Annotated in this window: 14 protein-coding genes; 11 read left to right on the top strand and 3 right to left on the bottom strand. The window is 73.7% G+C overall.

Features of this window, described 5'->3' with window-relative positions:
* Positions 1 to 251: 251 nt before the first annotated feature.
* Positions 252 to 1,532, bottom strand: coding sequence for a sulfite oxidase (locus tag ACZ5FU_RS34105; RefSeq protein WP_451780122.1), 1,281 nt, complete (start codon positions 1,530 to 1,532; stop codon positions 252 to 254).
* A gap of 583 nt (positions 1,533 to 2,115) precedes the next feature.
* Here ACZ5FU_RS34105 and ACZ5FU_RS34100 point away from each other — a divergent pair.
* From ACZ5FU_RS34100 to ACZ5FU_RS34085, 4 genes are read left to right on the top strand one after another with little or no spacing between them, the layout of a single operon-like run.
* A complete protein-coding gene (locus tag ACZ5FU_RS34100) occupies positions 2,116 to 3,153 on the top strand; it encodes a sugar-binding transcriptional regulator (protein WP_451780124.1) in 1,038 nt (345 codons plus the stop codon).
* A gap of 8 nt (positions 3,154 to 3,161) precedes the next feature.
* Positions 3,162 to 3,821, top strand: a complete 660-nt coding sequence (locus ACZ5FU_RS34095) for a type VII secretion system-associated protein (RefSeq protein ID WP_451530443.1) — start codon at positions 3,162 to 3,164, stop codon at positions 3,819 to 3,821.
* A complete protein-coding gene (locus ACZ5FU_RS34090) occupies positions 3,818 to 7,114 on the top strand; it encodes a hypothetical protein (RefSeq protein ID WP_469047829.1) in 3,297 nt (1,098 codons plus the stop codon). Before ACZ5FU_RS34095 ends, ACZ5FU_RS34090 begins: the two co-directional genes overlap by 4 nt.
* Before the next feature lie 56 nt (positions 7,115 to 7,170).
* Positions 7,171 to 8,502, top strand: coding sequence for a hypothetical protein (locus ACZ5FU_RS34085; RefSeq protein WP_469047827.1), 1,332 nt, complete (start codon positions 7,171 to 7,173; stop codon positions 8,500 to 8,502).
* A 96-nt stretch (positions 8,503 to 8,598) separates the two neighbouring features.
* Here the strand turns inward: ACZ5FU_RS34085 and ACZ5FU_RS34080 are convergent, their stop codons facing one another.
* Positions 8,599 to 11,922, bottom strand: a complete 3,324-nt coding sequence (locus ACZ5FU_RS34080; protein WP_469047825.1) for a right-handed parallel beta-helix repeat-containing protein — start codon at positions 11,920 to 11,922, stop codon at positions 8,599 to 8,601.
* A 73-nt stretch (positions 11,923 to 11,995) separates the two neighbouring features.
* On the opposite strand from ACZ5FU_RS34080, the gene ACZ5FU_RS34075 reads away from it, so the two are divergent.
* The gene (locus ACZ5FU_RS34075) at positions 11,996 to 13,225 is read left to right on the top strand and encodes a S8 family serine peptidase (protein ID WP_451530439.1); all 1,230 of its coding nucleotides are present in this window, start codon (positions 11,996 to 11,998) and stop codon (positions 13,223 to 13,225) included.
* A 455-nt stretch (positions 13,226 to 13,680) separates the two neighbouring features.
* Here the strand turns inward: ACZ5FU_RS34075 and eccCa are convergent, their stop codons facing one another.
* Positions 13,681 to 17,664, bottom strand: a complete 3,984-nt coding sequence (gene eccCa, locus ACZ5FU_RS34070; protein WP_468645920.1) for a type VII secretion protein EccCa — start codon at positions 17,662 to 17,664, stop codon at positions 13,681 to 13,683.
* A gap of 298 nt (positions 17,665 to 17,962) precedes the next feature.
* Here eccCa and eccD point away from each other — a divergent pair, with 298 nt between their 5' ends.
* From eccD to ACZ5FU_RS34040, 6 genes are all read left to right on the top strand, one after another.
* On the top strand, positions 17,963 to 19,360 hold the full coding sequence (eccD, locus tag ACZ5FU_RS34065; protein WP_451780132.1) for a type VII secretion integral membrane protein EccD: 1,398 nt from the start codon (positions 17,963 to 17,965) through the stop codon (positions 19,358 to 19,360).
* An 18-nt stretch (positions 19,361 to 19,378) separates the two neighbouring features.
* A complete protein-coding gene (gene eccB, locus ACZ5FU_RS34060) occupies positions 19,379 to 20,851 on the top strand; it encodes a type VII secretion protein EccB (protein WP_469047824.1) in 1,473 nt (490 codons plus the stop codon).
* A gap of 408 nt (positions 20,852 to 21,259) precedes the next feature.
* Complete coding sequence (locus tag ACZ5FU_RS34055) at positions 21,260 to 21,610, top strand: hypothetical protein (RefSeq protein ID WP_451780136.1); 351 nt, start codon at positions 21,260 to 21,262, stop codon at positions 21,608 to 21,610.
* 67 nt (positions 21,611 to 21,677) lie between these two features.
* Complete coding sequence (locus ACZ5FU_RS34050; protein ID WP_228971183.1) at positions 21,678 to 21,998, top strand: WXG100 family type VII secretion target; 321 nt, start codon at positions 21,678 to 21,680, stop codon at positions 21,996 to 21,998.
* A 28-nt stretch (positions 21,999 to 22,026) separates the two neighbouring features.
* On the top strand, positions 22,027 to 22,473 hold the full coding sequence (locus ACZ5FU_RS34045) for a type VII secretion system-associated protein (protein WP_451530910.1): 447 nt from the start codon (positions 22,027 to 22,029) through the stop codon (positions 22,471 to 22,473).
* 12 nt (positions 22,474 to 22,485) lie between these two features.
* Positions 22,486 to 24,049, top strand: a 1,564-nt coding sequence (locus tag ACZ5FU_RS34040) for an AAWKG family protein (RefSeq protein ID WP_469047823.1), incomplete at its 3' end; no start/stop codon positions are given.

Here is a 24,049-nt window from a genome sequence, read left to right as displayed (position 1 = left end):
CGCGGCGGATCGTGCGCCTGGGCGGCACCGGTCCGGCGCGTCACCGGCGCGAGCTGCCGGCCGCGCCGGACGGGGCGCCGTCGTGGCCGTGGGCGGACGCGGTGGGCGGTCGACCGGTGTGTCCGCGGCCGGTGGCGCGGGTGAGGGGCACCTCGGTCCGGCGGTTCTCGCCGCGACCCGCGGTGCCGGGGCCGGTTTCCCGCCGTCGCGCGCCGGCCGACGTCCTCCCGCCCCACGCCGGCCGGCGTCCGTCACAGCACGGTCACGGGGTGCCGTACCACCGCGTCGAAGAGATAGCCGTGGACGTTGGGCGTGGCGCTCGGGGGCTGTGTGTGGTGGGTGGTGTCCGTGGCGCGGGCCAGCAGGTGGGTGGCGCCGGGTGTGCGGGGGTGCCAGGTGTGGGACCAGCGGGTCCAGGTGCCGGCGCGGGGCCGGTCGTGCAGGCGGGCCGGCCGCCAGTTCGCCCCGCCGTCGGTGCTGACGTCGACACGGGAGATGGCGCCCGTGCCCGACCACGACCGTCCGTGGAGTGTGTGGGTGCGGCCGGCGGTGAGGGTGGCGCCGTCGGCGAGTTCGAAGGCGCTCTTGACGGTCTGGTGGGTGAGGGGCGCGCTGCCGTTCTCGGGGTGGGCGGGGCCGAAGAGCCGGTAGAAGGTGGTGTTCCAGGGCGAGTAGAGCGGTTGTGCGGAGACCTCGATGTCGCCGACCCATTTGATGGAGGCGATGCCTATCCAGGAGGGGACCAGGACGCGTACCGGATGTCCGTGGTCGGGCGGGAGCCGTTCGCCGTTCATCTCGTAGGCGAGGAGGACGTCGTCCAGGGCCTTGGCGAGCGGCAGGGGACGGCGCACGCGGCCCAGGTTCTCGCCGCCGCTGAGGTATTCGGCGTCCAGGCCGCGCGGTTGGACGTCCACGGCGCGCGAGGACAGTCCGGCCTTGCGCAGCACGTCGGCCAGGCGCACGCCCCGCCAGCGTGCGACGCCGATCGCGCCCAGGGTCCATGCGGTGCCGGAGACCGTGTCGCCCTGCTGGGTGGCGTAGTAGGAGCGGCCGTTCCCGGCGCATTCGACGAAGGCGGTACGGGTGACGGCCGGCAGGGCCCGCAGGTCGTCGTAGCCGAACTCCACCGGCTCGGCCTCGCCGGGGGCGCCGCGCAGCCCGCTGCCCCACAGCCGCAGCCGCCAGTCGTCGGCGGACAGCCGGGGGGTGGAGGTGTGGTTGCGCACGAAGAACAGGTCGTTGGGGGTGTGGTGGCCGGTGCCGCGCAGCGCCTCCCAGCGGGTCTCGGCGTTGGTGCCGCGCTGGACGAACCACTCGGGCGGCAGCGGCTTGACGATCGGCGTGTCCGCGGCGCCGGCGGCGTGGGCGGGGCGCGGGGCACCGAGCGCGGTCCCGGCGGCGGTGGCCGCGAGCAGGGTGAGCAGCCGGCGGCGGCTGACTCCGTCGGCCCTGGCCTCGCCGTCGAGCCACTGACGCAGCCTTCGGCGGTCGTAGTCGGTTTCGTGGTGGCCGGCGGGAGCGGGAGAAGACATGGCGGTTCCTCGTCATGGTGGGCGAAGGAGCACGACGGATGCGCCGCGGAGCGGGACGGGGCGGTACGCGGACTCGCGCCGGGGCGGCCCGTGCCGGTACTGCCGGCGCGCGAAGCGGCGGGTGACGGAAGACGTCAGGAGGAGCGCGCGGTCAGCCGTTCGTGCGACACAGCGCGGCGGCCACGCGGACGAGGTCCACGGCGCGGCGGCGAGTCAGGGGTTCCGGCTGCGGGAACGGCATGGCGGGATGCAAGCATGTGGGGCGCGGGGTGTCAACGGAGCCTGTATGTGGGTACGTTGGGATCCGTGATCGCCTGACCGGTGGTGCGCGCAGGAGGGGGTGGTGTGCCGTTCCTCCGGCGACGACCGCCGTTCCGACGTCAGTTGTGGCATCCCGTGGGGAGATGTGAGGGATCGGTGCGGGAACAGCCCTCTGTCGACGGACCGTTCGGTGTCGGTGCTCTCCGGTGTCCCTGGTGTCACCCGGGTGTCGTTTCCCTGTCATGTTCTGCTTACCTCGCACAGATGAACTTGGCCGGTAATCGGTGTGAGTTGACGGACGACGAGAGCGCGGAGAGACGACATGGCCGAACCGGCTGGGGTGGCCGCGTCACCCGCGCCGATCGACACGCTCCTCGCCGCCGCCGTCGCCCGGCGCTTCTACCTGGAACACCGCTCGAAAGTGGAGATCGCCAAGGAGTTCGGCATCAGCCGGTTCAAGGTGGCCCGCCTCCTCGACGCGGCCGTGGCCCACGACATCGTGCGGATCGACATCACCGTCCCGGCCGAGATCGACGTCCCGCTCGGGCGGACGCTGGCCGAGCGGTTCGGACTCCGCCACGGCATCGTTGTCAACCTGGGGCGGAACGAGAGCGGTACGACGTCCTCCACGGACCGGCGGCAGAGCGGCCGCTGGCTCGGCACGGCGGCGGCCCGGCTGCTGTCGGAGATCGCCGAGGAGGGCGACGTCCTCGGGCTGGACGGCAGCGACGCGGCGGACGCGCTGAGCGAGACGGTCACCAGGCTGCCGCCCTGCGACGTGGTCCAGCTGACCGGGGTGTACGGGCGCGACCTCGCCCACGACGCCGCGATCACCGCGGTCCGCCGTACGGCGGCGGCGGGCGGCGGGCGGGCGTTCCCGCTCCACACCCCGTTCCTCCTGCCCGACGCGGCGACGGCCGCCGTGCTGCGCAGCCAGCCTGCCACCGCCGAGACGCTGGCCCGGTTCGGCCTGGTCACCAAGGCCGTCGTCGGCATCGGCAGCTGGGACGCCCCGCACTCCCCGGTGTACGGCGCCCTGTCCGAGCGGGAGCGGGAGACGCTCCGGGCGGCGGGAGCGTGCGCCGAGATGGCCGGCCACGTCCTGGACACCGCCGGCCGGGTGATGCCCACCGAGCTGAACACCCGTACGATCACGGTCGGTACCGCCGAACTCCGTGGCGTCGCGGAGCTGATCGGTGTCACGACCGGGGGACACGCCACCGGAGCGGTCCGCGCCGCGCTGAGGTCCGGACTGCTCACCGGAGTCGTCACGGACGCCGCGACCGCGCGTGGCCTCCTCCGGCACGACGACCCGGACGACACGGCACGGACCACGGTGTCGCCCCGATTCACCGAATGAGGACAGTGATGAGCCAGCAGGACGAGGCGCTTCCGCCCGTTCCGGACGACATCCGCGAGGCGGGCCGCCTCGCCCCGGACCACTGGCTGGGGGTCGTCGACCCGATGTGGTCCGGAGCGGGCAGGCCCCCGGAGTGGGCCATGACCGGCCGGTGGCGGTCCGGCCTCGACGGCGAGATCGTCGAGTGGGAGGACAACCCCGCCTACCGGCCCTCCCCGCGTGCGCTCGGCTGGCCCGAACCGGAGGACGAGGTGGACCGCGCCGTCCAGCTCGCGTCGACCGGATACGGGCCCGGCGAGGCGGTGCCGGCCGCGCTGGCGGGGCGCGAGGTGGCCGTGCTGACGGCGCCGGGCGGCGGCCCGCTCGGTGCGGCGGCGCCGGACGGGACACCGGTGGTGCCGGTGTTCACCTCGTCGGTGTTCCTGCACACCGCGGGCCGCTTCGCCTTCGAACTGGTCGGCGTACAGGACCTGTTGGCACGCATCCCCGAGGGGCACGCGCTGTATCTGAACCCTCCGGCCGCGGTGAGCATGCTGCTGGACCCCGACGCCGTGCGCGACGCCGTCCGGGACGGTACGGGGGAGCGGCCGTTCGCCGCCGCGTCCGCGGGCCGTACCGCGCGGGTGCTGACCGAGGCCGTCCACCCGGCCGGGGGGACGGACGCGTGAGCCGCTGGTCTTCCGTGATGCCGGGCCGGGGACGCAGGACCGGCTCCGGCCCGGGCCGCGGCACGGTGCTCCCGGCCGACGGCGCGAACGGCACCGGCAACCGGAGCGCCGGTGGCCCGCCCGTCGAGGACGTCGACGGCGTGCTGCTCGTGCGCTCGGTCGAGGACGACTCGTTCCCCCTGGACGTGGTGGCCGAAGTGGCGGGCGCCGTCGGCCGGGAGGAGGACGTCGTCACGGTGATCGTGGGCTCCGCCGGGGGTGGGGCGCCCGACGCCGACCACTGGGCACGGCTGGGCGCGCTGCTGGACTCCCTGCGCGCGCGGGGCACCGACCGGGTCCGGCTCGTCATGTCCGGCGCCGGCGCCGACCGGCCGGAGCAGCCCTGCGTCGCCCGGCGCATCGCGGACGCCTGGGAACTGGAGGTGACGGCTCCGGACGGGGCCGTCCTGATCACACCCGGCGGCACGCTCTTCGTCCACGGCGACCCCCGCACCGAGTGCGGCTGGTGGCGGTTCGCGCCCGGTGCGAAACCGCGGAGGCTGGGCCGGCGCGCCCCGGCGCCGGCCTGGGAGGAGGCGCTGGACGCGATGCCCGAGCGCACCGCCGGCGGCTGTGTCGTCGACCGCGTCCCGGCCGGCGTGGTGATACGCCCGGCCGAGGCCCCGGGCCCGGCCCCCGACGACCTGTGCTTCTCCGTGCCCGTCGACTTCGAGCGCCTGACGGTGGTGGTCGGTGCCCCGCGGGCGGAGGACGTCGCCGCCGACGAGGTCGCCGCCGTCCTCGCCGGGCTGCCCCGGGCGCACCGCGCCCGCGCCCGCCTCGCGCCCGGCGGCCGGCGCGACCTGCTGCGGCTCGGACAGTCGGTCGCCGACCTGCTGGGCGCCGAGGTGGAGGTGCTCACCGGCCTGCCCCTGCTCGACGACCACGCACCGCCCGGAACGCCTCCCCGGCCCACGCTGGTCGGGCTGGACGGCAGGCCGAGCTGGCGGCCGTTCGTGTCGTCCGTGGTCTGCGGGCCGGTCGACTCGAAGGGGCGGGCCCCCGTACCCAGGCCGACGGAGCTCCATCCGCCCGACTGGCTGCTCGGCGGCGGCGAACGCGGGACGGTACGGCTGACGGACCGCTGGCAGGCGACGGTGACCCGGGCCGGTCTCGCCCTGTGGGCACCGGACGGCCCTCGTCCCGGACCGCTCGGCCCGGCCGTCGACCCGGAGGCCTGCGCCATCGAACTGGGCCTGCCGGGACAGCCGTTGGACGACTCCCTGCTGCCCGCTCTGTCCCGCCTCCTGCACGGCCTCGGCACCGACGTCCGGTCACGCACCACCCTGCTGGTCCGCGGCGGACTCCTGGCGGGCGACGGCCCCCTGCGCCGCCTGGCCGCCGAACACGGCGTACCGAACATCCGCTACGTCACCACCGGCCGGCCCTCGCACCCCGGCCCGGTGACCGGCCGGCCGGTCACCGCCACGCAGCCCGGCCGTGTTCCACCGCCCGGGCGGGTGGCCCACGGGTCCGGTCCGGCCGCCGCGCCGCCGTCCCCCGGGGTGGACGGGGCCGCCGGACCCGGTGGAGCTCGGCCGCCCGCGACCCACGGGCCCGGTACGGCGGCCGCCCTGCCGTCCGCGGGACCCGGCGCCGGGGCGCGCCGTGAGCCCGCCAGGCCTGCGGCCGGGCCCGGCCGCGCCGTGCCGCCGGGCGCGTCGGGCCGGCGGCCCGGGACGGGTGCGGCCGCCCCGACGGCCGTCGGGGCCGCCGAGTCCGGTGAGGCTTCTGCGTCCGGTGGCGTGACGCGTGAGCCGGGTACGACCGCCGGTGTCGCGGCGGCCGGGCCGGACGCCGGTGCGGCGCGTCGGCCCGGTGCGGCCGCGGGCGGGTCCTCGGCCGCCGAGCCCGTCAGGGTTCCGCCGCCCGGTGGGGTGGCCGCCGGATCGGGTACCACCGCCGTCCCCCGGCCGACCGCCGGACCCGACGGCGGGACGGTACGCCGCGACGACGAGGCCGAGCCCGCCCCGCGGGCCGCCGGGCCCGAGGCGCCGGTGTCCCAGCCCGCCGGGTCCCCGGACGCCCTTCGGGGCGGCGGGACCGCCGACTCGAACGGCCCTTCGGCCGCCGAGCCGGTGGCGTCCCCCGACGCTCACGCGGACACCGACGCCGTGGCGGTGGGTGTGCCGACGGGGTCTCTCCCGGAGGGCGCCGGACTTGGGGAAGCGGCGCGCGGGGCGGCCGTGTCCGAGGTGCCCTCGGAGCCCCTTCCGCGGGGGCGGGCCACCGAGGACGTCGGCCCTGCCGCCTCCGGGCCCGTCGCGTCGCCGGACGGCGCGCCGGTGACCACGGAGGCCCGGTCCGCCTCCCCGGCCGGGGCGCGCGCCGGAGCCGACGGTTCGGGTCCGGACGCTGGTGCTGGTGCTGGTGTCGGTCCTGGCCCGGACGGCGGCGTCGGCAAGGCGGCCGGCGGCCGGGCCGTGCGCGCCGGGGCACCGACGGGACCGCGGGGCCGGGGCGGTGAGGCGCCCGCCGCGCACCGCGTCGCCCTCCCGTTCGCGCCCGGGCACGTCAGCGGTGCCGCGGAACGTGCCGCGTTCCGGGACGCCGCCGTCGGCGCCTGGGAGGGGCACGCGGCCGCGGTGTCCCGGGTGCTCACCCGGATGCCCGCGCTGCGCGGTCACGAACTGGAGGCGGCCCGGACCGACCTCGTCGCCGCGCACGCCTATCTCACCGCCGAGGAAGGGCCGCTGCACCACCGCGAGTTGATCCGGGACCTGCACACCGGCGAGGGGCGCCTGCTGCCCTACGCCGGCTGTCTGGCGTCCGCTCTGCGCCGGCTGCCCTCCTACCGGGGTGTGGCGCTGCGCGGCGGGGAGACGGACGGCCCCGAACCGGTCGTCGGTACGCTGCTGCACGATCCGGCTCCGGTCAGCGCCCTGGCAGGATCATCCGTGCTCCCGGCCGGAGTCCCCGGGCGCTATGCGATCTGGTCCGTCACCGGACGCAAGGTGCGCCAACTGCTCGACCGGCCGGGCGGCTCCACGGAGGCGTACGAGGAGATCGTCTTCGTACCGGGGACCGGCTTCCGGGTACTGGGGGTACGGAGCGTGCCCGCCGGCCCCTCCGTCGTACTGCTGCGGGAGCTCCCCGGGAACGCGACCGCCTACATGGACGGGTCGGAGGAACTGAGCGGGCTGGACCTCAAGGCCCTCACGCACCTCGAGGAGGCGCTGGCCAAGGGCTTCCGCGCCGACGGCGGCCCGCAGTGGCCGGAACGCTGTTCCGGGCCCGTGGGCCAGGAGCGATAGCGGCCGGGGACCGCGCCGCACGACCACCCATCACCCCACACAGATCGAGGAGAACGATGGCAAGTCAGAAGAAACCGCCCGTCCCCCAGGGGCCCGAGGGCACGGGCGGTTCGTCCGTCCGCAGGGCCGTCTCCCTCGGGTCGGCGGCGGCCGACCCCGGCGCGATGCTGGCGCCGGCCGCACGGCGTACGGCAGCGCCGGAGCAGGGCGAGGGCGGCGCCGGGGGAGCGGAGGCGGCACGACCGGCCCCGAAGGCCCCGGAGACCACCGGGGGAGAGACCGCTCCGGAGCCGCCCGCCGCCACGGCCGGCACCGGCGGGGAAGCGGCCGCGACGCCCGCAACGGCCGCAACGGCCGCAACGCCCGCCGCGCGAGAGCGTCCGGAGGCGGAGAGCGAGAGCGCCGCCGAGCCGGCCGCCGCCGTCCGGGCCGCCCCGGACGCCGAGGCCCGCGGGGCGGCCGGAACCGCCGCAATGGGAACCGCCGCGGCCGGAACCGCCGCGGCCGGAACCGCCGCGGCCGGTGCCACAGCGGCCGGTGCCGGTGCGGACGGGCCGCCGTCCGGGAACCCGAAGAAGCCCGTGCTCGCCGCCGCCGGCATCGCGGGCGTCGTCCTCCTCGCGGTGCCGCTGCTGATCTGGGCCACGGACGACTCACGGCAGAAGAAGGACGACGTGGCGGTGGCCGTCGGGTCCGACACCCTGCTCGAGGGGGAGCCCCCGGAGGTGCCGAAGGGCTACTACGCCCCCGCGACACCGACGTCGACACCGTCACCGAAGCCGTCGACCGAGAAGCCGTCCGCCAAGCCGAGCCCCGTCGTCGAGAAGGCGGCACCGGTGCCGAGTTCGGCACCGCCGGCGAGCAAGCGGGCCGAGGCGCCGAAGAAGACGGAGGCCCCGGTGAAGCCGTACGAGCCCCCCAAGCTTCCGCCGAACACCGCCGCCTACGCCGTTCAGCGGCTGGCCGCGTCCGCTCCCGGCCGGCACATCTGCTACCGGGTCCACATGAAGGGCGCCGGCTGGACGGCTCCCGTGTGCGACGGGGCGACCGCGGGCCAGGAGGGCAAGGGGCGGCCCGTCACGGCCATCAACGTGGCGGTGGCGGACGCGAAGAGGGTGAACGGCAACGAGTTCATCCAGAAGCAGGGATGGACGACCGCGTGGTCGGGTGCGGCCGACGGGACGGACCTGACGCTGGGAAGCGCCGCCTCGAACGCGCCGAACCTCAGCGGCTTCACCATCGGCGTGGACTCGGGCAACGTCTGCCAGAACCACAAGCTCGGCGGGCACGGCTGGGGCGGCCTGGCGTGCGAGAAGCCCGAGGGCTGGATCTTCGGCGGGTCGACGGAGCCGCAGTTCTGGCTGGAGGCCGTCAGGTTCACCGTGTGAGGGGCGCGCCCGCCGTAGGGGGCGCGACCTCGAGGTGCGCGACAGCGCAGCGAACGCCCGCCGGTGTCCGACCGGCGGGCGTTCGCCTTCAGGAGGTCACAGGGCGGCCTCCCGCCGGAGCGCCGGCGGCAGGTCCTGCGGCAGCAGTGTGGTGAGGTCGGCGAGACTGGGCGAACCCAGCCCGCCCAGCCGCCGGGCCTGACTCGTGATCATCGACTCCAGCAACTGCCGGGCGAGCCGCGCGTTGCCGAAGGAACGGTCGCGCGCAAGGGCGTCCACATGGGCGCGCAGCGCCGCGAGGGTGGCGTCGGCGCACTCGTACCCGGAGGCCGCGGCGTGCCGGGACACGATGGTGACCAGCTCGTCGGTGCTGTAGTCCTCGAACCGCACGAACTTGGAGAACCGGGACGTCAGGCCGGGGTTGGAGGCCAGGAAGCGCTCCATCTCCTCGGTGTACCCGGCGACGACGACCACGATCTCGTCGCGGTGGTCCTCCATCAGCTTCAGCAGGGTGTCGACGGCCTCACGGCCGAAGTCGTTGGACGCCCCCTCGGGGGTGAGGGTGTAGGCCTCGTCGATGAACAGCACCCCGCCCAGCGCGCCGGTGAAGACGTCCTTGGTGCGCTGGGCGGTGTGGCCGACGTACTGGCCCACCAGGTCCGCCCGCGCCACCTCCACCAGGGAGTCGCGGGGGAGCACCCCCAGCGAGTGCAGGAGCCTCGCGTAGAGCCGGGCGACGGTGGTCTTGCCGGTGCCGGGCGGCCCGCTGAAGACCAGGTGGTTGCTGATCCGGGGGGCGGGCAGCCCCGCGGCGATCCGCTGACGGGCGTTGGTCAGCAGACTGACCAGGTCGGCGACCTCCCGCTTCACGGCGGAGAGCCCCACCATGGCGGTGAGTTCGGCCATCGGGTCGGACGTGTCGTCGGCGTCCTGCGCCGTGCCGCCGACGGCCGCGGCCTCCGCGTCCCCGACGTCCTGCGGCAGCAGCAGCGTCAGGTCGTCCTCCGCGGGGTCGGTCATGGCCGCGAGCCGGAACGCCTGCCGGTCCACCATGTCCTCGAACACGGCGCGGGCGGCGCGGCCGTTGCCGAACGTCGCGTCGCGCGTCATCCGCTCGAAGCGCACGGCGAGGGCCTCCCGGGTCAGCGGCCCGAGCTCGAACTGGTGCCGCAGGCAGAGGCTCTCGGTGATCGTCACCAGTTCGTCCACCGCGTAGTTGCCGAACTCGATGGTGCGGGTGAAGCGGGAGGCGAGCCCCGGGTTGGCGGTGAGGAACGACTCCATCTGCTCGGAGTAGCCGGCCGCCACCACGACCACGTCGTCGCGGTGGTCCTCCATCAGCTTCAGCAGGGTGTCGACGGCCTCGCGGCCGAAGTCGTTGGACGTCCCCTCGACGGTGAGGGTGTACGCCTCGTCGATGAACAGCACCCCGCCCAGGGCGCTGTTGAACGCCTCGGTGGTCTTGATGGCCGTACCGCCGATGACCTGTGCGACGAGATCGGCGCGGGCCACCTCGACCAGGTGCCCGCTCCTGAGCACCCCCAGGTCCGCGAGGATGCTGCCGTAGAGGCGGGCGACGGTGGTCTTGCCGGTGCCGGGCGGCCCGGCGAAGATCAGATGCCGGCTCATCGACGGGACCGGCATGCCGAGCCGGCGCCGGCGTTCCGCGAGCTGGTTCAGGTTGACCAGCGTGTTCACCTGGTGCTTGACGTTCTCCAGACCGACGAGCGACTCCAGTCGGGCCAGCGGACCCTCGGACTCCGGCTCCTCGCCGGACCCGCCGGGGGCGCCGTCCTCACCGGCCGTCACGGCCGACTCGCCCCAGCTGTCCGGCAGGCCGTTGTCCGCGCTGGTCAGCAGCTCCACCGTGAGCCGTTCGCCCGCACGGCTCTGGCGCAGTCCCGCACCGCGGTTGTCGCGTACGACGCACCGGGTGACGTCGACCGGTTCGGCGCTGTCGACCCGTATGCCGTCGCCGGTGCTCCCGGTGATCTCACAGGCGTCGAGGACGGCCCGGCCGCCGCGCGACACCTGGACGCCGTGGGCCCGCGAACCGTGCACCCGGACCCGCTCCAGGGTGATCTCGGCGCCGTCCCGCACACCGATCCCGGCGTCGGCGCTGTCGTCGATCCGGCAGTCCCGCAGGGTGCCCCGGCCGCGTTCGCCGACGAGGAGGCCCGAGCGGGCGGCGGAGCGCAGCACGGTGTCGCTGATCTCGGGGGCGGAGTCGTCGTCGACGCTCAGGGCGCAGCCGCCGGCGGACTCGATCTCGCAGTGCTCGAGGCGGCCGCGGCCGTCGTCGGTGAACTCGACGCCGTGGCCGCCCGCGCCGGTGACCCGGGCGCGGCGCAGCAGGGGGTCGGCGGCGGTGCGCACCGAGATGCCGACGCCGGCCGCGTCCAGGACCTCCAGGCGCTCGAACTCGGCCGTGGAGCCGTCCCAGAGCTGCACCGCCCCGGCGGTGTCGGCGCAGTCGCTCACCACGGTGTCCCGCAGCAGCGGGGCGCTGCCCTCGACGACCCGCACGGCGGCCTCGGCGGAGCCGTGGAACGAGCAGTCCTCCAGGGTGCCGCGCGAGCGGTCCAGGACGAGCAGTCCGCCCTTCTTGGTGCGTCGGGTGACACACCCGCGCAGCACCGGGTCGGCTCCGCCGGAGATCACGATCCCGCTCTGCGCGAGGGACTCGAACGACGTCTCCTCGATCTCCGGGCGGGACATGCTGGTCACGAACAGGCCCACCGAGGCGTGGTGCACGGCGCACCGCAGCACCCGGGTCGAGCTGTGGCCCTCCAGGGCGATGGCCGGTTTGTCGGTGCCGGAGATGTCGCAGCCCTCCACGGTGCCCCGGGCCTCGCCGTTCGCCAGGACGCCGTTGGCCCGCGCGCCGCGGATGCGGCAGTCGCGGATCAGGGGCCCGGCGGTCTCGCCGATGACCACCGCGGAGGTGCCGAAGTTCTCGAACACGCAGTCCTCGACGATGCTTTCGCTCTCCGAGGAGTCGACGAGCCCGGCGCCGCCGGGGTTGCCGATCCGGCAGCCGCGGGCGGCCAGCGAGCCCTTGCCGCGGACCAGCAGCGCCGTCCACCCGGCGCCCGTCACCGTGCAGCCGTCCAGCGCGGCCTGACCGGCCGGTACGTCCACGACCGCGGCCTCCTTGTCGCGGCCCCGCAGGGTCAGGGCGCTGAGCATCACGGCGTCGGCCATGAGGGTGACGGCGGTGCCGCTGCGCGGACAGATCTCGACGGTGCCCGGCTCGCCCTCGCCGACGATCGTCACCCGGTGCCGGATGACGAGGGTCTCGGCGTAGCGGCCGGGGCGGACCCGGATCACCGCCCCGGTACGGGCCTGGGCCAGTGCCTCACCGATCGTCTGGAAGCCGTCCGACCGTTCCGGGCCGACCGTGAGTATCTGACGTGCCACGCCTCGAACCTCCTTGTGCTGCTGCGTTGTTGGCGTTGTGCGCCGTACATCTTGTGTGCATATCATGCGGATCATGCGGAATATCATGAAAGGCCGGGCCTCGGGCCTCGCGCTGGCGATCGTCGTGGTCCTGCCGGTCACGGCCGGACCGGCCTTCGCCGCCCCGGCGGCCCCGGCCGCGCCGTCGGCCGGGGCGGGCGCGGACGACCCGGGGGCCACGCTGCTGCCCCCGCTGCCCGTCCGGCTCGGCGAGGGCAACCCCTGCACCGGCGCCTCGGGACGGACGGCCACCGGAGCGGCGTGGTCGCAGACGGCGCTCGGGCTGTCCCGGGCCCAGCGGATCTCGCGCGGCGCCGGCGTGACCGTCGCGGTGGTCGACTCCGGTGTCTCCACCGCGGTCCCCAGCCTGTCCGGCAGGGTGGAGGCCGTCGGCGCGGCGGCCGAGGACTGCGTGGGCCACGGCACGTTCGCCGCCGGCCTGATCGCCGCCGCCCCGGAGAAGGGCAGCGGCATCACCGGGGTCGCCCCGCAGGCAGAGATCCTCGCCCTGCCGGGCACCGACGACCGCGGCGTGCCCTCCGTGGAGCGCGTGGCCGCCGGCATCCGCACGGCGGCGGACCGCGGCGCGCAGGTCATCTACGTCGGCCAGGTCCTGCGCACCGGCAGGGCCGAGCTCACCGCGGCCGTCGCCCACGCCACCCGGCGCGACGCGCTGGTCGTCGCCCCCGCCGCGCCGGACGCCGTGCCCCGCGAGGAGAAGGGGCCCGACGGCGAGCCGCCCGAGGGCCCCTACTGGCCGGCCGCCGCGCCCGGCGCGCTCGCCGTCGTGGACTTCGGCCCCGGCGGCGTACGGCAGAAGAACGCGCCGCCGGCCCACGAGCCCGACCTGTCCGCGCCCGGCGACGAGATGGTCAGCGTCGGCCCCGGGGGCACCGGCCACTACATCGGCTCCGGCGCCTCGCTGGCCGCGGCGGGCGTCGCCGGCACCGCGGCACTCGTCCGTGCCTACCACCCCGACCTCACGGCGGCCGAGGTCGCCCGCCGCCTCCTCGACACCGCCTACCCCTCGGACACCCCCCGCCTCGACCCGTACGCCGCCCTGTCCCTGGTCCAGGAGCGCACGACGCCCCCCGCGCGGACCCCCGCACCCGCACACATGCCGTCCCCCGCCGACCCCACCCCCCACCACCGCTCCCTGACCGTCGCGGCCGCGGGCCTGGCGACGGTCCTCCTGCTCGCGGCCCTGGCCGCGGTCGTCCCCCGGGGCCGCACCAGGAACTGGCGCCCCCCGACCGCGCCTTAGGGCGTGTTGCGAAAGTCCCGTCTGCCCGGCGACGCCTGGCACGCACGCTCGCCGCGTTGTCGGGATCGCCCCGATACCACCAGTATCGGGGCGACCCTCCGCCTTGCGATCGCACGCACCAGACGCCGCCGGGCCTGCCCTTCGGGCAGACGACGCTACTTTCGCAACACGCCCTAGGGCGTGTTGCGAAAGTCCCTCCCCCGGAGGGAGTGCTCCCAGCCCGGCGACGTTCGGCACGCACTCCCCCGGAGGAGACACCCCCGGCCGCGTCGTCGGGACCGCCCCGACGCGTCCGGTGCCGGGGCGGTCCTCCGTCTCGCGGCCGTACGCGCCGGGCGCCGCCGGGCCTGTCCTGCGGGCCGACGACGCCGGCTCCGGGACACGCCCCGGCGGCGCGCCCGCGGGGGCGGTGGGGGAGACCCCCCGCCCGCCCCGGTCCACCCCGTACGGACGCGTCACCGCGCGTCCCCCACGAGCCCCGTCTGCACCTGCAGGGTCTTGCGGCGGGCGATCCGGACCGCCCGCCCCGGAATCAGCTCCCGCCCCTTCACGCTCCCGAAGAGGTACCCCTCGCTCGGCGGGCACGACATCAGCAGACCGGGCGTGTTGACCTCCTGCAACCTGCGCAGCAACGCCTCGTTGAGCCCACGCCCGGCACCCGCCGAGGACCGCGCCACCACCAGGTGCAGCCCCACCTCGTGCCCCAGCGCCAGATGATCCAGCAACGGGGCGAACGGCTGCGTCATCGGCCCGCCGCCCACCATGTCGTAGTCGTCGACCAGGATGAACAGCCGCGGCCCCTGCCACCAGTCGCACGACCGCATCCGCGACGGAGCGATGTCCTCCCCCGGAACCCGCTGCCTGACCGCCCGTGCCGCCCCGTCCACCAGGTCCCGCAGCATGTCCAGGGACACGGCGTGCCCGAGCCGGTACGCCTCGGGCACGCTCTCCACCAGCTCCCGCCGGTAGTCCACCGTCATGATCCGCGCCTCGGCCGGCGTGTACCGCTCGGTGATGCCCCGCGCGACCAGCTTCAGCAGGTTCGTCTTGCCGCTCTCCGTGTCGCCCACCACGATCAGGTGCGGGCTCTCCGTGAAGTCGTGCCACACCGGCGCCAGTTCGTTCTCGTCCAGGCCGATGGCGATCCGCAGGCCGTTCTCGCCCTCCGGCTCCGGCAGCTCCTCGACCGGCAGCTTCGCCGGCAGCATCCGCACCCGCGGCGCGGTGGGCCCCGCCCAGCTCTCGGCGATCGCGGCGACCAGCCCCGCGACCCCGTCCGCGAGGTCGTCGGCGTCCTCGACCCCGTCGACGCGCGGCAGCGCCGACAGGTAGTGCAGCTTGTCCGAGGTCAGACCCCGCCCCGCGCTGCGCGGGACCGCCGCCGCCTTGCGGGAGTCGATCTGCGAGTCCATCGGGTCACCCATCCGCAACTCCAGCCGGGTCCCGGTCTGGTCGCGCACCGAGGACGACAGCTCCACCCAGCGGGCCGTCGTGACCAGCAGGTGGACCCCGTAGTTGAGGCCGCGGGCGGCCAGCGCGTTGAAGGTGGGGATGTGCCGGTCGAAGTCCTGGCGCACGGTGGCCCAGCCGTCGATCGCGAGGAACACGTCCCCGTGCGGCTCCTCGGGGAAATCGCCCGCCGCGCGCCGCTTGCGGTACGTCGGCATGGAGTCGATGCCGTGCTCCAGGAAGAACCGCTCCCGCCGGGCGAGCAGGGCGGTGACCTCGGCGATCGTACGGCCCACCCGCTCGGTGTCCACCCGTGCCGCGACCCCGCTCATGTGGGGCAGCCCGTCGAGCGCGGCCAGCGTGCCGCCGCCGAAGTCCAGGCAGTAGAACTGCACCTCGCGCGGCGTGTGGGTGAGTGCCAGCGCGGTGATCAGGGTCCGCAGCAGGGTGCTCTTGCCGCTCTGCGGACCCCCGGCGATGGCCACGTGGCCGCCGGCCGCCGACAGGTCCACGGTCAGCAGATCACGCAACTGGTCGAAGGGACGGTCCACGACACCCACCGGCACCGTGAGCCGGCCCCGCAGCGGCCAGTCCGCCGTGGTCAGGCCGTAGCGCGGATCGGGCGTCAGCGGCGGCAGGACCTGGTCCAGCGTGGCCGGCCGGCCCAGCGGCGGCAGCCACACCTGGTGGGCGGGCGGGCCCGAACCACGCAACCGGTCGAGCGCCACCGACAGCAGGGTCTCCCCGTCGTCCCCCTCGCCCTCCGGCTCCGGCTCCGGCTCGCCGGGGTCGCCCGCGAGATCCGGGTCCGCGGGCGCGCGCGGCACCACCCACTCCGCCGTCCACGGCACCACCTGACGAGCCACCTGCGCCTGTACGACCGCCCGGCGCCGCCGGTAGGGACCCGACACGTACGCGGCCCGGAACCGGGTGAGCGCGTCGACGCCGCTCTTGAGGAAACCGGCACCCGGCTGGGCGGGCAGCTCATAGGCGTCCGGCACGCCCAGCACACCCCGGCTCTCCATCGCGGAGAACGTCCGCAGACCGATCCGGTACGACAGGTGGCTCTCCAACTGGTGCATGCGGCCTTCCTCCAACCGCTGCGAGGCCAGCAGCAGATGGACCCCGAGACTGCGCCCGAGCCGGCCGATCATCACGAACAGCTCCATGAAGTCGCGGTGCGAGGCCAGCAGTTCACTGAACTCGTCGACCACCACGAACAGGCTGGGCAGCGGCTGCAACGGCGCCCCGGACTGCCGCGCCTTCTCGTACTCCAGCGCGGAGGTGTAGTTGCCGGCCGCACGCAGCAGCTCCTGACGCCGGATCAGCTCCCCGTGCAGGGCGTCCTGCATCCGGGCGACCAGCGCCACCTCGTCCGCGAGGTTGGTGATGACGGCGGAGGTGTGCGGCAGTTCGTCCAGGCCGAGGAAGGTGGCGCCGCCCTTGAAGTCGACCAGGACGAAGTTGAGGGTCTCGGAGGAGTTGGTCAGCGCGAGGCCGAGGACGAGGGTCCGCAGCAGTTCGCTCTTGCCGGAGCCGGTGGCGCCGATGAGCATGCCGTGCGGGCCCGTACCGCCCTGCGCGGACTCCTTGATGTCCAGCTCCACGGGCCGGCCCTCACCGCTCACCGCGATCGGCACCCGCAGCCGGGCACTGCCGGTCGACCGCTCCCACAGCGTGGCCGGGTCGTGCCGGTGCAGATCGGGGATGTTCAGCAGCGAGGTCAGCTCGACGTCGTCGGCGAGCGGCCTGGAGTCGTCGCCGCCCACACTCATCCGGTACGGCGCCAGCAGCCGGGCGAGGGCCAGCGCCCCCACCGTGCCCAGCCGGTCGGGCCGGCCCAGCACCGTCGACTGCTCCTTGCGGTCGCGGTCGGTGCGCACCAGCGCGACACCGCCCTCGCCGACTTCCAGGCGCAGCGTGGTGCGCCCCGGTTTCCACGCGAGCGAACCGGTGACGTCGAGCACCACCGCGTTGCGGAACCCGTGCCCGTCGAAGCGGTGCCCCGCCGGCACCGTGCAGCCGTCGATCACGACGACCGTGTACGGCTCCTCCCGCCCCGGCACCGCGTCGGGGTCGGAGCCCGGCCGCTCCAGGAACTCCGCGCCCAGCAGGTTCTCCAGCTCGGCGAAGGCCGAGGCGATCATGCGGGCCGGTCCGGCGCCGTCCTCCTCGTGCCGGTGCAGACTGTGCGGCAGCCACTTCGCCCACTCCCACTCCGCACGCCGCTCGTCCGAGACGCACAGCGCGATCCACAGGTCGTCGGGGGAGTGGAACACCGCCAACTGCGCGACCAGCGCCCGCACCTGGGCCCGGATCCGCTCCTCGTCCCCGCGGAACAGCACCTTCGACCAGGCCCGCAGGTAGATCGCGATGGGCTGGTCCCGGACGGTGGAGTAGGCCCGGGTGAAGCTGCGCAACGCGTGCGCCGACAGCGGCTCCAGGTCCTCGACGGGCTTGGTCGACAGCGGCGTCAGCTTCATCGCGAGCCGCTGGTCGCCCACACCCATCCGCACCTCGGCGAAGTCCTCGTCGGACACCCGGCGTTCCCACAGCCGGGTGCTGCGCACCAACGACGACAGCGCGTCGGGCTCGGGATGACGCCAGGCGAGGGCGCGCTGCTGCTCCACGACGGACGCCCGCACCATGCGCCGGGTCTGCCGCAGGTACCGCAGGTAGTCGCGGCGCTCCCCCTTCATCCGCTGCTTGCGCTCACCGTTGCGGCGCATGACCTGACCGAGCATCATCCCCGCCGAGGCGACGACCATCACACCGAGCGCGATGTAGATGAACCCGCCGCTGCTCTGGCTCATCCCCGGCCGCATGAACATCAGCATCATGGAGACCGACATCAGCGCCATCGGCAGATAGGTCCACACGGCGGAACTGTCCGGCACGACTTCGGGAAGCGTGGGCGGCTCCTGAAGGCTCAGTTCCCCCGACGGCATTTCGGGCCCCTTGCGACGGGCCGGCCGGCGGAACAGGATCACGCTCAACGAACGTCCTCCTCAATGATTTCGGAAGGAATTCCGGGGGAACCCGGCGGTGACACCGCGGGTTTTCTCGTAAAGGGTCAGAGTCCCACGCGACGGCGGCGGGAGAATTGACGTGGGGTTCCGTGAAGCTGAACTCCCGGAGTGGTGTTGCGAAAAGTCCGGCGTACGGTCAAACTCGTCGGCGCATGCCCCGTCCGACTTTTCCGTCGCGTTCGGCGACCGGCCGGTGTGCCCGCCACCTTCCAGCCACCGTGCTTCCCGTGGCCCGCCAGAAAGTGTGAACCCCGCATCCATGAGTGAGATCCAGACGGCAAGCCTGTGCCGCGTCACCGTACGGGCTCCTGCCAGGACCGTCGACCTGGCCGTGCCCTCCGACGTCCCCGTCGCCGACCTGCTGCCCACAGTGATCGGCTACGGAGGGGACGGCCTGGAGGAGTCCGGCCTGGAGCACGGAGGTTGGGTGCTCCAACGGCTCGGCGGTCCACCGCTCGACCCCGAGAGTACCTTGGACTCCCTCGGTCTGCGGGACGGAGAGGAGCTCCACCTGCGACCGCGCACCGAGGCACTGCCCGAGGTGCACATCGACGACCTGGTCGACGGCATCGCCGACGGCATGGGCCGCAGACCGCACGGCTGGAGCGACCGGGCCGGCCGGCGCCTGCTGCGCGCCCTGGCCGCGACCACCCTCGCACTGGGCATCGTGCTGCTGGCCATGCCGGGAACGGCGGGCTGGGCACGGGCCGTCGCCGCCTCGGCCGCGGGAGTCCTGCTGATCGCCGGCGCGGGCTCCGCCTCCCGCGCCGTCGGGGACGCCGGAGCCGGCGCGGTGCTCGGCCTGATGGCCGCCCCCTACTTCGCCCTGGCGGGCTGGCTGCTCCCCGGCGGCGACCTGGGCGGCTCCGACGGCGCGGCCGTCCTCGGCGCCCGGCTGCTGGCGGCGTCCACGGCCGGCGGTGCGGGCGCGGTCCTCGCCCTGGCGGCGGTCGGCGTGTACCCGGCGCTGTTCATCGGCGCGGCCTGCGTCGCGGCGGCGGGCGCGCTCGGCGCCGCCCTGATCACCCTGGACCTGGCGCCGCAGCAGGCGGCCGGCGTGGTGGCCGTCGTGGTGGTGCTCTTCGGCGGGTTCGTCCCGACCCTGTCGTTCCGGCTGGCCGGCATGCGGATGCCGCCCCTGCCGACCAACGTCCAGCAGCTGCAGCAGGGCATCGACCCCTACTCCTCCTCGGACGTCGACGCGCGCTCCGCGCTGGCGGACGGCTGGATGACCGCCCTCTACGGCGCCATCGGTCTGGTCTGCCTGCCCTGCCAGGTGGCGCTCATGGCCGTCCCGGACCTCGCCGAGATCCTCACCGTCGTGGCCCTCTCCCTCCTCCTGCTGCTGCACAGCCGGGGGCTGGGCAACCTCTGGCAGCGCCTCGCGCTGACCGCCGCCGGGGCCTGGGGCGTCGTCCTGCTGCTGTTCGTCTCCGCGCGCTCCCTCTCCCCGGTGGACCGGCTGACCCTGACGGCCGGCCTGATGGGGCTGGCCGCCGTGATCACCATCGCCTCGTGGACCGTGCCCGGACGGCGGCTCGTCCCGTACTGGGGGCGCGCGGCCGAGCTGCTGCACTCACTCGCCGCCATCAGCATCCTGCCGCTGACGCTCTGGTCGATGGGTGTCTACGGCCGGCTCCGCGGCATCAACGGCTGACCCGGGAGAACGACGACCATGCACAACAAGCGCGACCAGGTGCAGGCGCACCTGTTCATCATGGGACGGCTGGCCTCGGCCATGCTGCGCTCCGAGCCCGACTCCCCGGAGAGCCCGCTGGGCCGGACCAACCGCGGCGCCGCGATCGGCGTGATCATCGCCGTGCTGGTGTGCGCCGGCGCGTTCGTCTTCGGCCTGATCAGGCCCGGCGGCAACGACTCCTGGCGCTCGGGGGAGAAACTGATCGTCGACAAGCAGACCGGCGCGCGCTACCTGTACCTGGACGGGCGGCTGCGCCCGGTGCGCAACTACGCGTCGGCCCGGCTGGTCACCGGCGGCGACGTCGGCGTCACGACCGTGGGCACGTCCTCGCTGGCCGGCACCCCGCACGGCACGCCCGTCGGCATCCCCGACGGGCCCGAGGCTCTGCCGGGCACCGGCGACCTGGACCGCACGCCGTGGCTGGTGTGCTCCGGGATCCTCCCGCGGACGACGGGCGTCGTCACGGCGACCACGACGCTCGCCCTCGGCGCCGGCGACCCGCAGGACGTGCCCGGCGGCAGGCGGCTGGGCGAGGACGAGGGCATGCTGGTCACCGGCCCGGACGGCGCCACGTACCTGCTGTGGCAGGGCAGCCGGCTGCGCCTGGACGAGCGGGCGAAGGCGGCCGAGGCCCTCGGGTACGGCGACGTCGCCCCGCGCCCCGTCTCCGCGGCGTTCCTCGACGCCTTCCCGCTGGGGCCCGACCTCGCGCCCGCCGACGTGCCCGGCCGGGGCGGGGAGGGGCCCGAGCTGGCCGGACGGAGCACCAGGATCGGACAGCTCTTCAAGGTGGACGTGCCCGGCTCCGCCGCCCGCTACCACCTGCTCACGCGGGAGGGTCTGGTCCCCCTCACCGACACCGGCGCCACCCTCCTGCTGGGCGACCCGCGCACCCGCGAGAAGGCGTACGGCGGGGGCGCCGCGACCGTGGCCACGCTCGGTGCGGACACCCTGGCCGGACATCTCGCCCCCGACGCGCGAGGCTCGGGCACGGCGAAGCTGCCCGCGAAGCCGCCGAAGACGGTCACCGCCGACACCGGCGCCGTGGCCTGCGCCGAGGTCGACTCCGCGACCTCCGGTGTGCGCGTGGGCACCTCGGTGCTGCCCGAGGGCGCCCTGCCCGAGACCGTGCAGGCGCCGGCGCCCGAGGTCGAACCAGGCTGCCTGAAGGTCGACACCATCGCGGTGCGGGCCGGGAAGGGCGCGCTGGTCAGGGCGTTGAGCGCGAGCGGCAGCGCACTGGGCGACACCACGTACCTGGTGACGGACGAGGGCGTGAAGTACCGGCTGCTGTCCCAGGAGGCGGTGGAGGCGCTGGGCTACGGGGGCGCCGAGACGCGGACGATGCCGTCCCCGATGCTGGCCATGCTGCCCAGCGGCCCGGACCTGACCCCCGAGGCGGCGTCCGAGGGCGAGGCGCGGGTGACGCTGCGGTGCCCCGGGCGGTAGCGGACGTCAGGGGGAGGCCGGGGGAGACCGGGGCCGGGGCCGAAAGGGAGGCGGCCTGGGCCGTCGACGGTCGTCCGGAAGGGAAATTCTTGGCGTCGGCGTGGTCACCTCCCGTTAAGCCGGGCACCCGGCGGCGCCCGGCGGAAGGCGCCTGCCGCCCGATCTGTCCGGTCGTCCTCACCGTACCGCTCACGTGAGCGGAGCGAATTCCGATTCATCGCTCAACTGAGCTTTCATGGAGAAGACTTCGAGGTTTGGCGGGCAATTGCCAAACAAGTTGAGGGCTGCATAACATCTGGCCGTCCCATGGTCCCGCGAGTCAGTCATGTCCGCCGGGACACCCTGTCTGCCCACGGGGTTGCATGGGGGTCACAGCCCGGTGAGTCTCGCCGAAAAGGGAGTTTCCGCATGGCCATGCAGCAGTCCGAAGAACGCGCGACCCGTAATGGAATCATGGCGCTGGAACAGGCTTTCACCGGAGTCCAGCGCTGCCAGCAGGACGTCCAGTCCACGTCGCACACGCTCGCCTCGAACTACGGAGGCGTCGACGGCGGCAAGTACAAGAAATTGCTGGAGCAGTGGGACGAGCACGTCGACACCATCCTGATCAACCTGGACCGGATGGTCGACGAACTCAACGGCACCCTCACGGAGCACGGGCTGGTGCAGGGATCCACCAGCGACGCGATCGACACGGAGTACTCGCGCTCCACCCAGGTGTTCGACGAGCTCAACGGCACCAGCACGTCGTCGAACTGACCCGGCGCACCCAGCAGATCCCCCACCTTCCCCCTCTTGTCGTTCTCCCGGTGAATCGAGGAATCCGATGGACTTCTCCGACGGCTACATCTACGTCGACTACAACCATGCCGAAGGCGCGGCGGACGACATGGTCGGCCAGTCCCAGGCGATCATGAGCATCCTGGCCAACCTGGAGATGGAACTGGCCGAGCTCCGCAACAGCTGGATCGGTGACGACCGGGACGTCTACAGCGAGGTCCAGGCGAAGTGGGACAACGCTGTCGAGAACATCAAGACCCTGCTCGCCAACCACTCCGGCCTGCTCACCGAGATCTCCTCCAACTACCGCTACACGGAGCAGAACCTGTCGCAGCGGTGGGGCGACATCAGGATCGGCAGCCGCTGACGCCGGCCGGTGACGGAAGGGTGATCACGTGGCCGTCACGGTCCTCGACAGCACGTTCCTGAAGAACTTCATCAACCACCAGATCGACGGCTTCCGTACGACGCTGGAGAACATCCTCAAGGACAGTCCGACCGCCGGGCCGGCGATCTCGTTCATCGCGGACAGCATCTCGACCACGACGATCGACTCCGCGAAGCCGCTCGTCATCGGCCTCATGGCCGGTGAGAACAGCGCGGTCGGCGGGGGTGCCCTGAACAAGGTCATCCAGCAGGGCGCGGGTGAGGTCGTGCGCATCCTCGAGGACCAGACGGTCCTCTTCGAGGATCTCGAACAGGCGTTGTGGGACACCATCGACGAACTGGCCAAGGCCCAGGGCAAGAACCTCGAGAACATCACCGCGGACGACTTCATGGACATCTTCGAGGACGTCGACAGCGATCTCGACAACCCCGGTGCCACCCAAGAGAAAGAGTGACGGAGTTCGGCGATGGCCAACCCCGAGGACAACAACAACGACAACTGGAAAAAAGCGGTTGACCTGCTCACCGGCTATGTCCTGCCGGAGCGGAAGACGTTGTTCGACGATCTGAAGGGTAACGACGGCATCCCGCTGATCCACGTCCGACTGGACAAGAGCGGGGGCCCGGAGTACTCGTCGGGTTTCCTGTCCTCGAGCGGCTGGAAGACGCACAACACCGACTACACCATCCCGTTCTACCGCCCCAGCGACGACTCCCAGGACGTCTCCGCGGGGAAGTACCTCTACCGGTACCGGGCCTACATCACCTTCCTCGCGTCCGGCCAGGCCTCGCCCCCGAGCGGGAACGACATCATCCCGGACTACACCAAGACGAGCGAGCGCCTGAAGGACAAGGGCGGCTGGAACAAAGAGGGCGAGAAGCTCGACTGGAACACCAACGCGTTGGTTCGGTACGTCTACGGTTCCGGGGACGCCCTCTCGCAGATCATCACGTGGCCCTACTCGACCCACGGGTTCACCAACCGCGGCTACCCGGTGAACGACGCCGACTACGTCGACCTGCGCACCTTCACGGAGGCGGCCAAGGCCTTCGACCGGGTGGTCAAGTTCTTCGAGGACAGCGCGGTCACCGTCGGCAAGTGGGACACCGAGGACATCGGAGAGGGCAGCGACTCCTGGGACGGCACGTCGGCCGCCGTCTTCAAGGAGCTCATCCACAAGCTGGCCCGGAACTACGAGGGGTACGCCGACCAGCTCGACGGCAAGGGTGACGACAAGAGCGCCGTCACCGTCGACGGCGTGACGGTGACCTCCGGGCCGGCCCGGGCGCTGGCGGAGGCCCAGGGCGTTCTCCTCACCCAGGCGCAGAAGCTCTACGACGCCCGGGAGGCGTGGAGGGCCGAGAGCAATCCGCAGCGCTGGCTCTACGACATGCTGCAGAACGCCCGGCTGACCCTCTTCGACACCCAGTACGACAAGACGGACATCGAGACGGTGTCCAGTGGATCCGGGGCGTACACCTCCTGGCACAACTACGTGGTGTCGACCACCGGCTTCCAGAACGACATCGTCATCGAGGGCAAGTCGTACGGCAAGCCGAGCGAGATGACCACGTGGAAGGCGATCGCCGACGAGGCGGTGCGCCGCTGGGAGCAGTCCGTGCAGGACTGGCTCAGCACGGCGGGCGCCGAGGCCATCGTCGAGATCCACAAGGCCTTCAAGGCCGCCGAGAAGGCCTTCGACACCAGCATCACCGACAAGGACGACCGTCCCCTCTCCGAGATCTCCGCCGAGGCGGAGGCCGACGCCGAGAAGAAGAAGGCGGCGGCCGAAGCGGCGGCCGCCAAGGCCCAGGCGGAGAAGGAGAAGGCCGAGGCCAAGGCGGAGGCGGAGAAGGAGAAGGCCGAGGCCAAGGCCGAGCGGGAACGTGAGAAGGCCGAGGCGGAGAAGGAGAAGGCGGAAGCCAAGGCGGAGGCGGAGAAGGAGAAGGCCGAGGCCAAGGCGGAGGCGGAGAAGGAGAAGGCCGAGGCCAAGGCCGAGCGGGAGCACGAGAAGGCCGAGGCGGAGAAGG

The organism is Streptomyces sp. NPDC031554 (assembly GCF_055580685.1).
This window is presented reverse-complemented; position numbering and strand designations above follow the sequence as displayed.

What these genes read in the sequence shown, in the direction of transcription:
- ACZ5FU_RS34105 (WP_451780122.1), bottom strand. Translation starts at nt 1,532, where the DNA reads ATGTCTTCTCCCGCTCCCGCCGGCCACCACGAAACCGACTACGACCGC.
- ACZ5FU_RS34100 (WP_451780124.1), top strand. Translation starts at nt 2,116, where the DNA reads ATGGCCGAACCGGCTGGGGTGGCCGCGTCACCCGCGCCGATCGACACG.
- ACZ5FU_RS34095 (WP_451530443.1), top strand. Translation starts at nt 3,162, where the DNA reads ATGAGCCAGCAGGACGAGGCGCTTCCGCCCGTTCCGGACGACATCCGC.
- ACZ5FU_RS34085 (WP_469047827.1), top strand. Translation starts at nt 7,171, where the DNA reads ATGGCAAGTCAGAAGAAACCGCCCGTCCCCCAGGGGCCCGAGGGCACG.
- ACZ5FU_RS34075 (WP_451530439.1), top strand. Translation starts at nt 11,996, where the DNA reads ATGCGGAATATCATGAAAGGCCGGGCCTCGGGCCTCGCGCTGGCGATC.
- eccD (WP_451780132.1), top strand. Translation starts at nt 17,963, where the DNA reads ATGAGTGAGATCCAGACGGCAAGCCTGTGCCGCGTCACCGTACGGGCT.
- eccB (WP_469047824.1), top strand. Translation starts at nt 19,379, where the DNA reads ATGCACAACAAGCGCGACCAGGTGCAGGCGCACCTGTTCATCATGGGA.
- ACZ5FU_RS34055 (WP_451780136.1), top strand. Translation starts at nt 21,260, where the DNA reads ATGGCCATGCAGCAGTCCGAAGAACGCGCGACCCGTAATGGAATCATG.
- ACZ5FU_RS34050 (WP_228971183.1), top strand. Translation starts at nt 21,678, where the DNA reads ATGGACTTCTCCGACGGCTACATCTACGTCGACTACAACCATGCCGAA.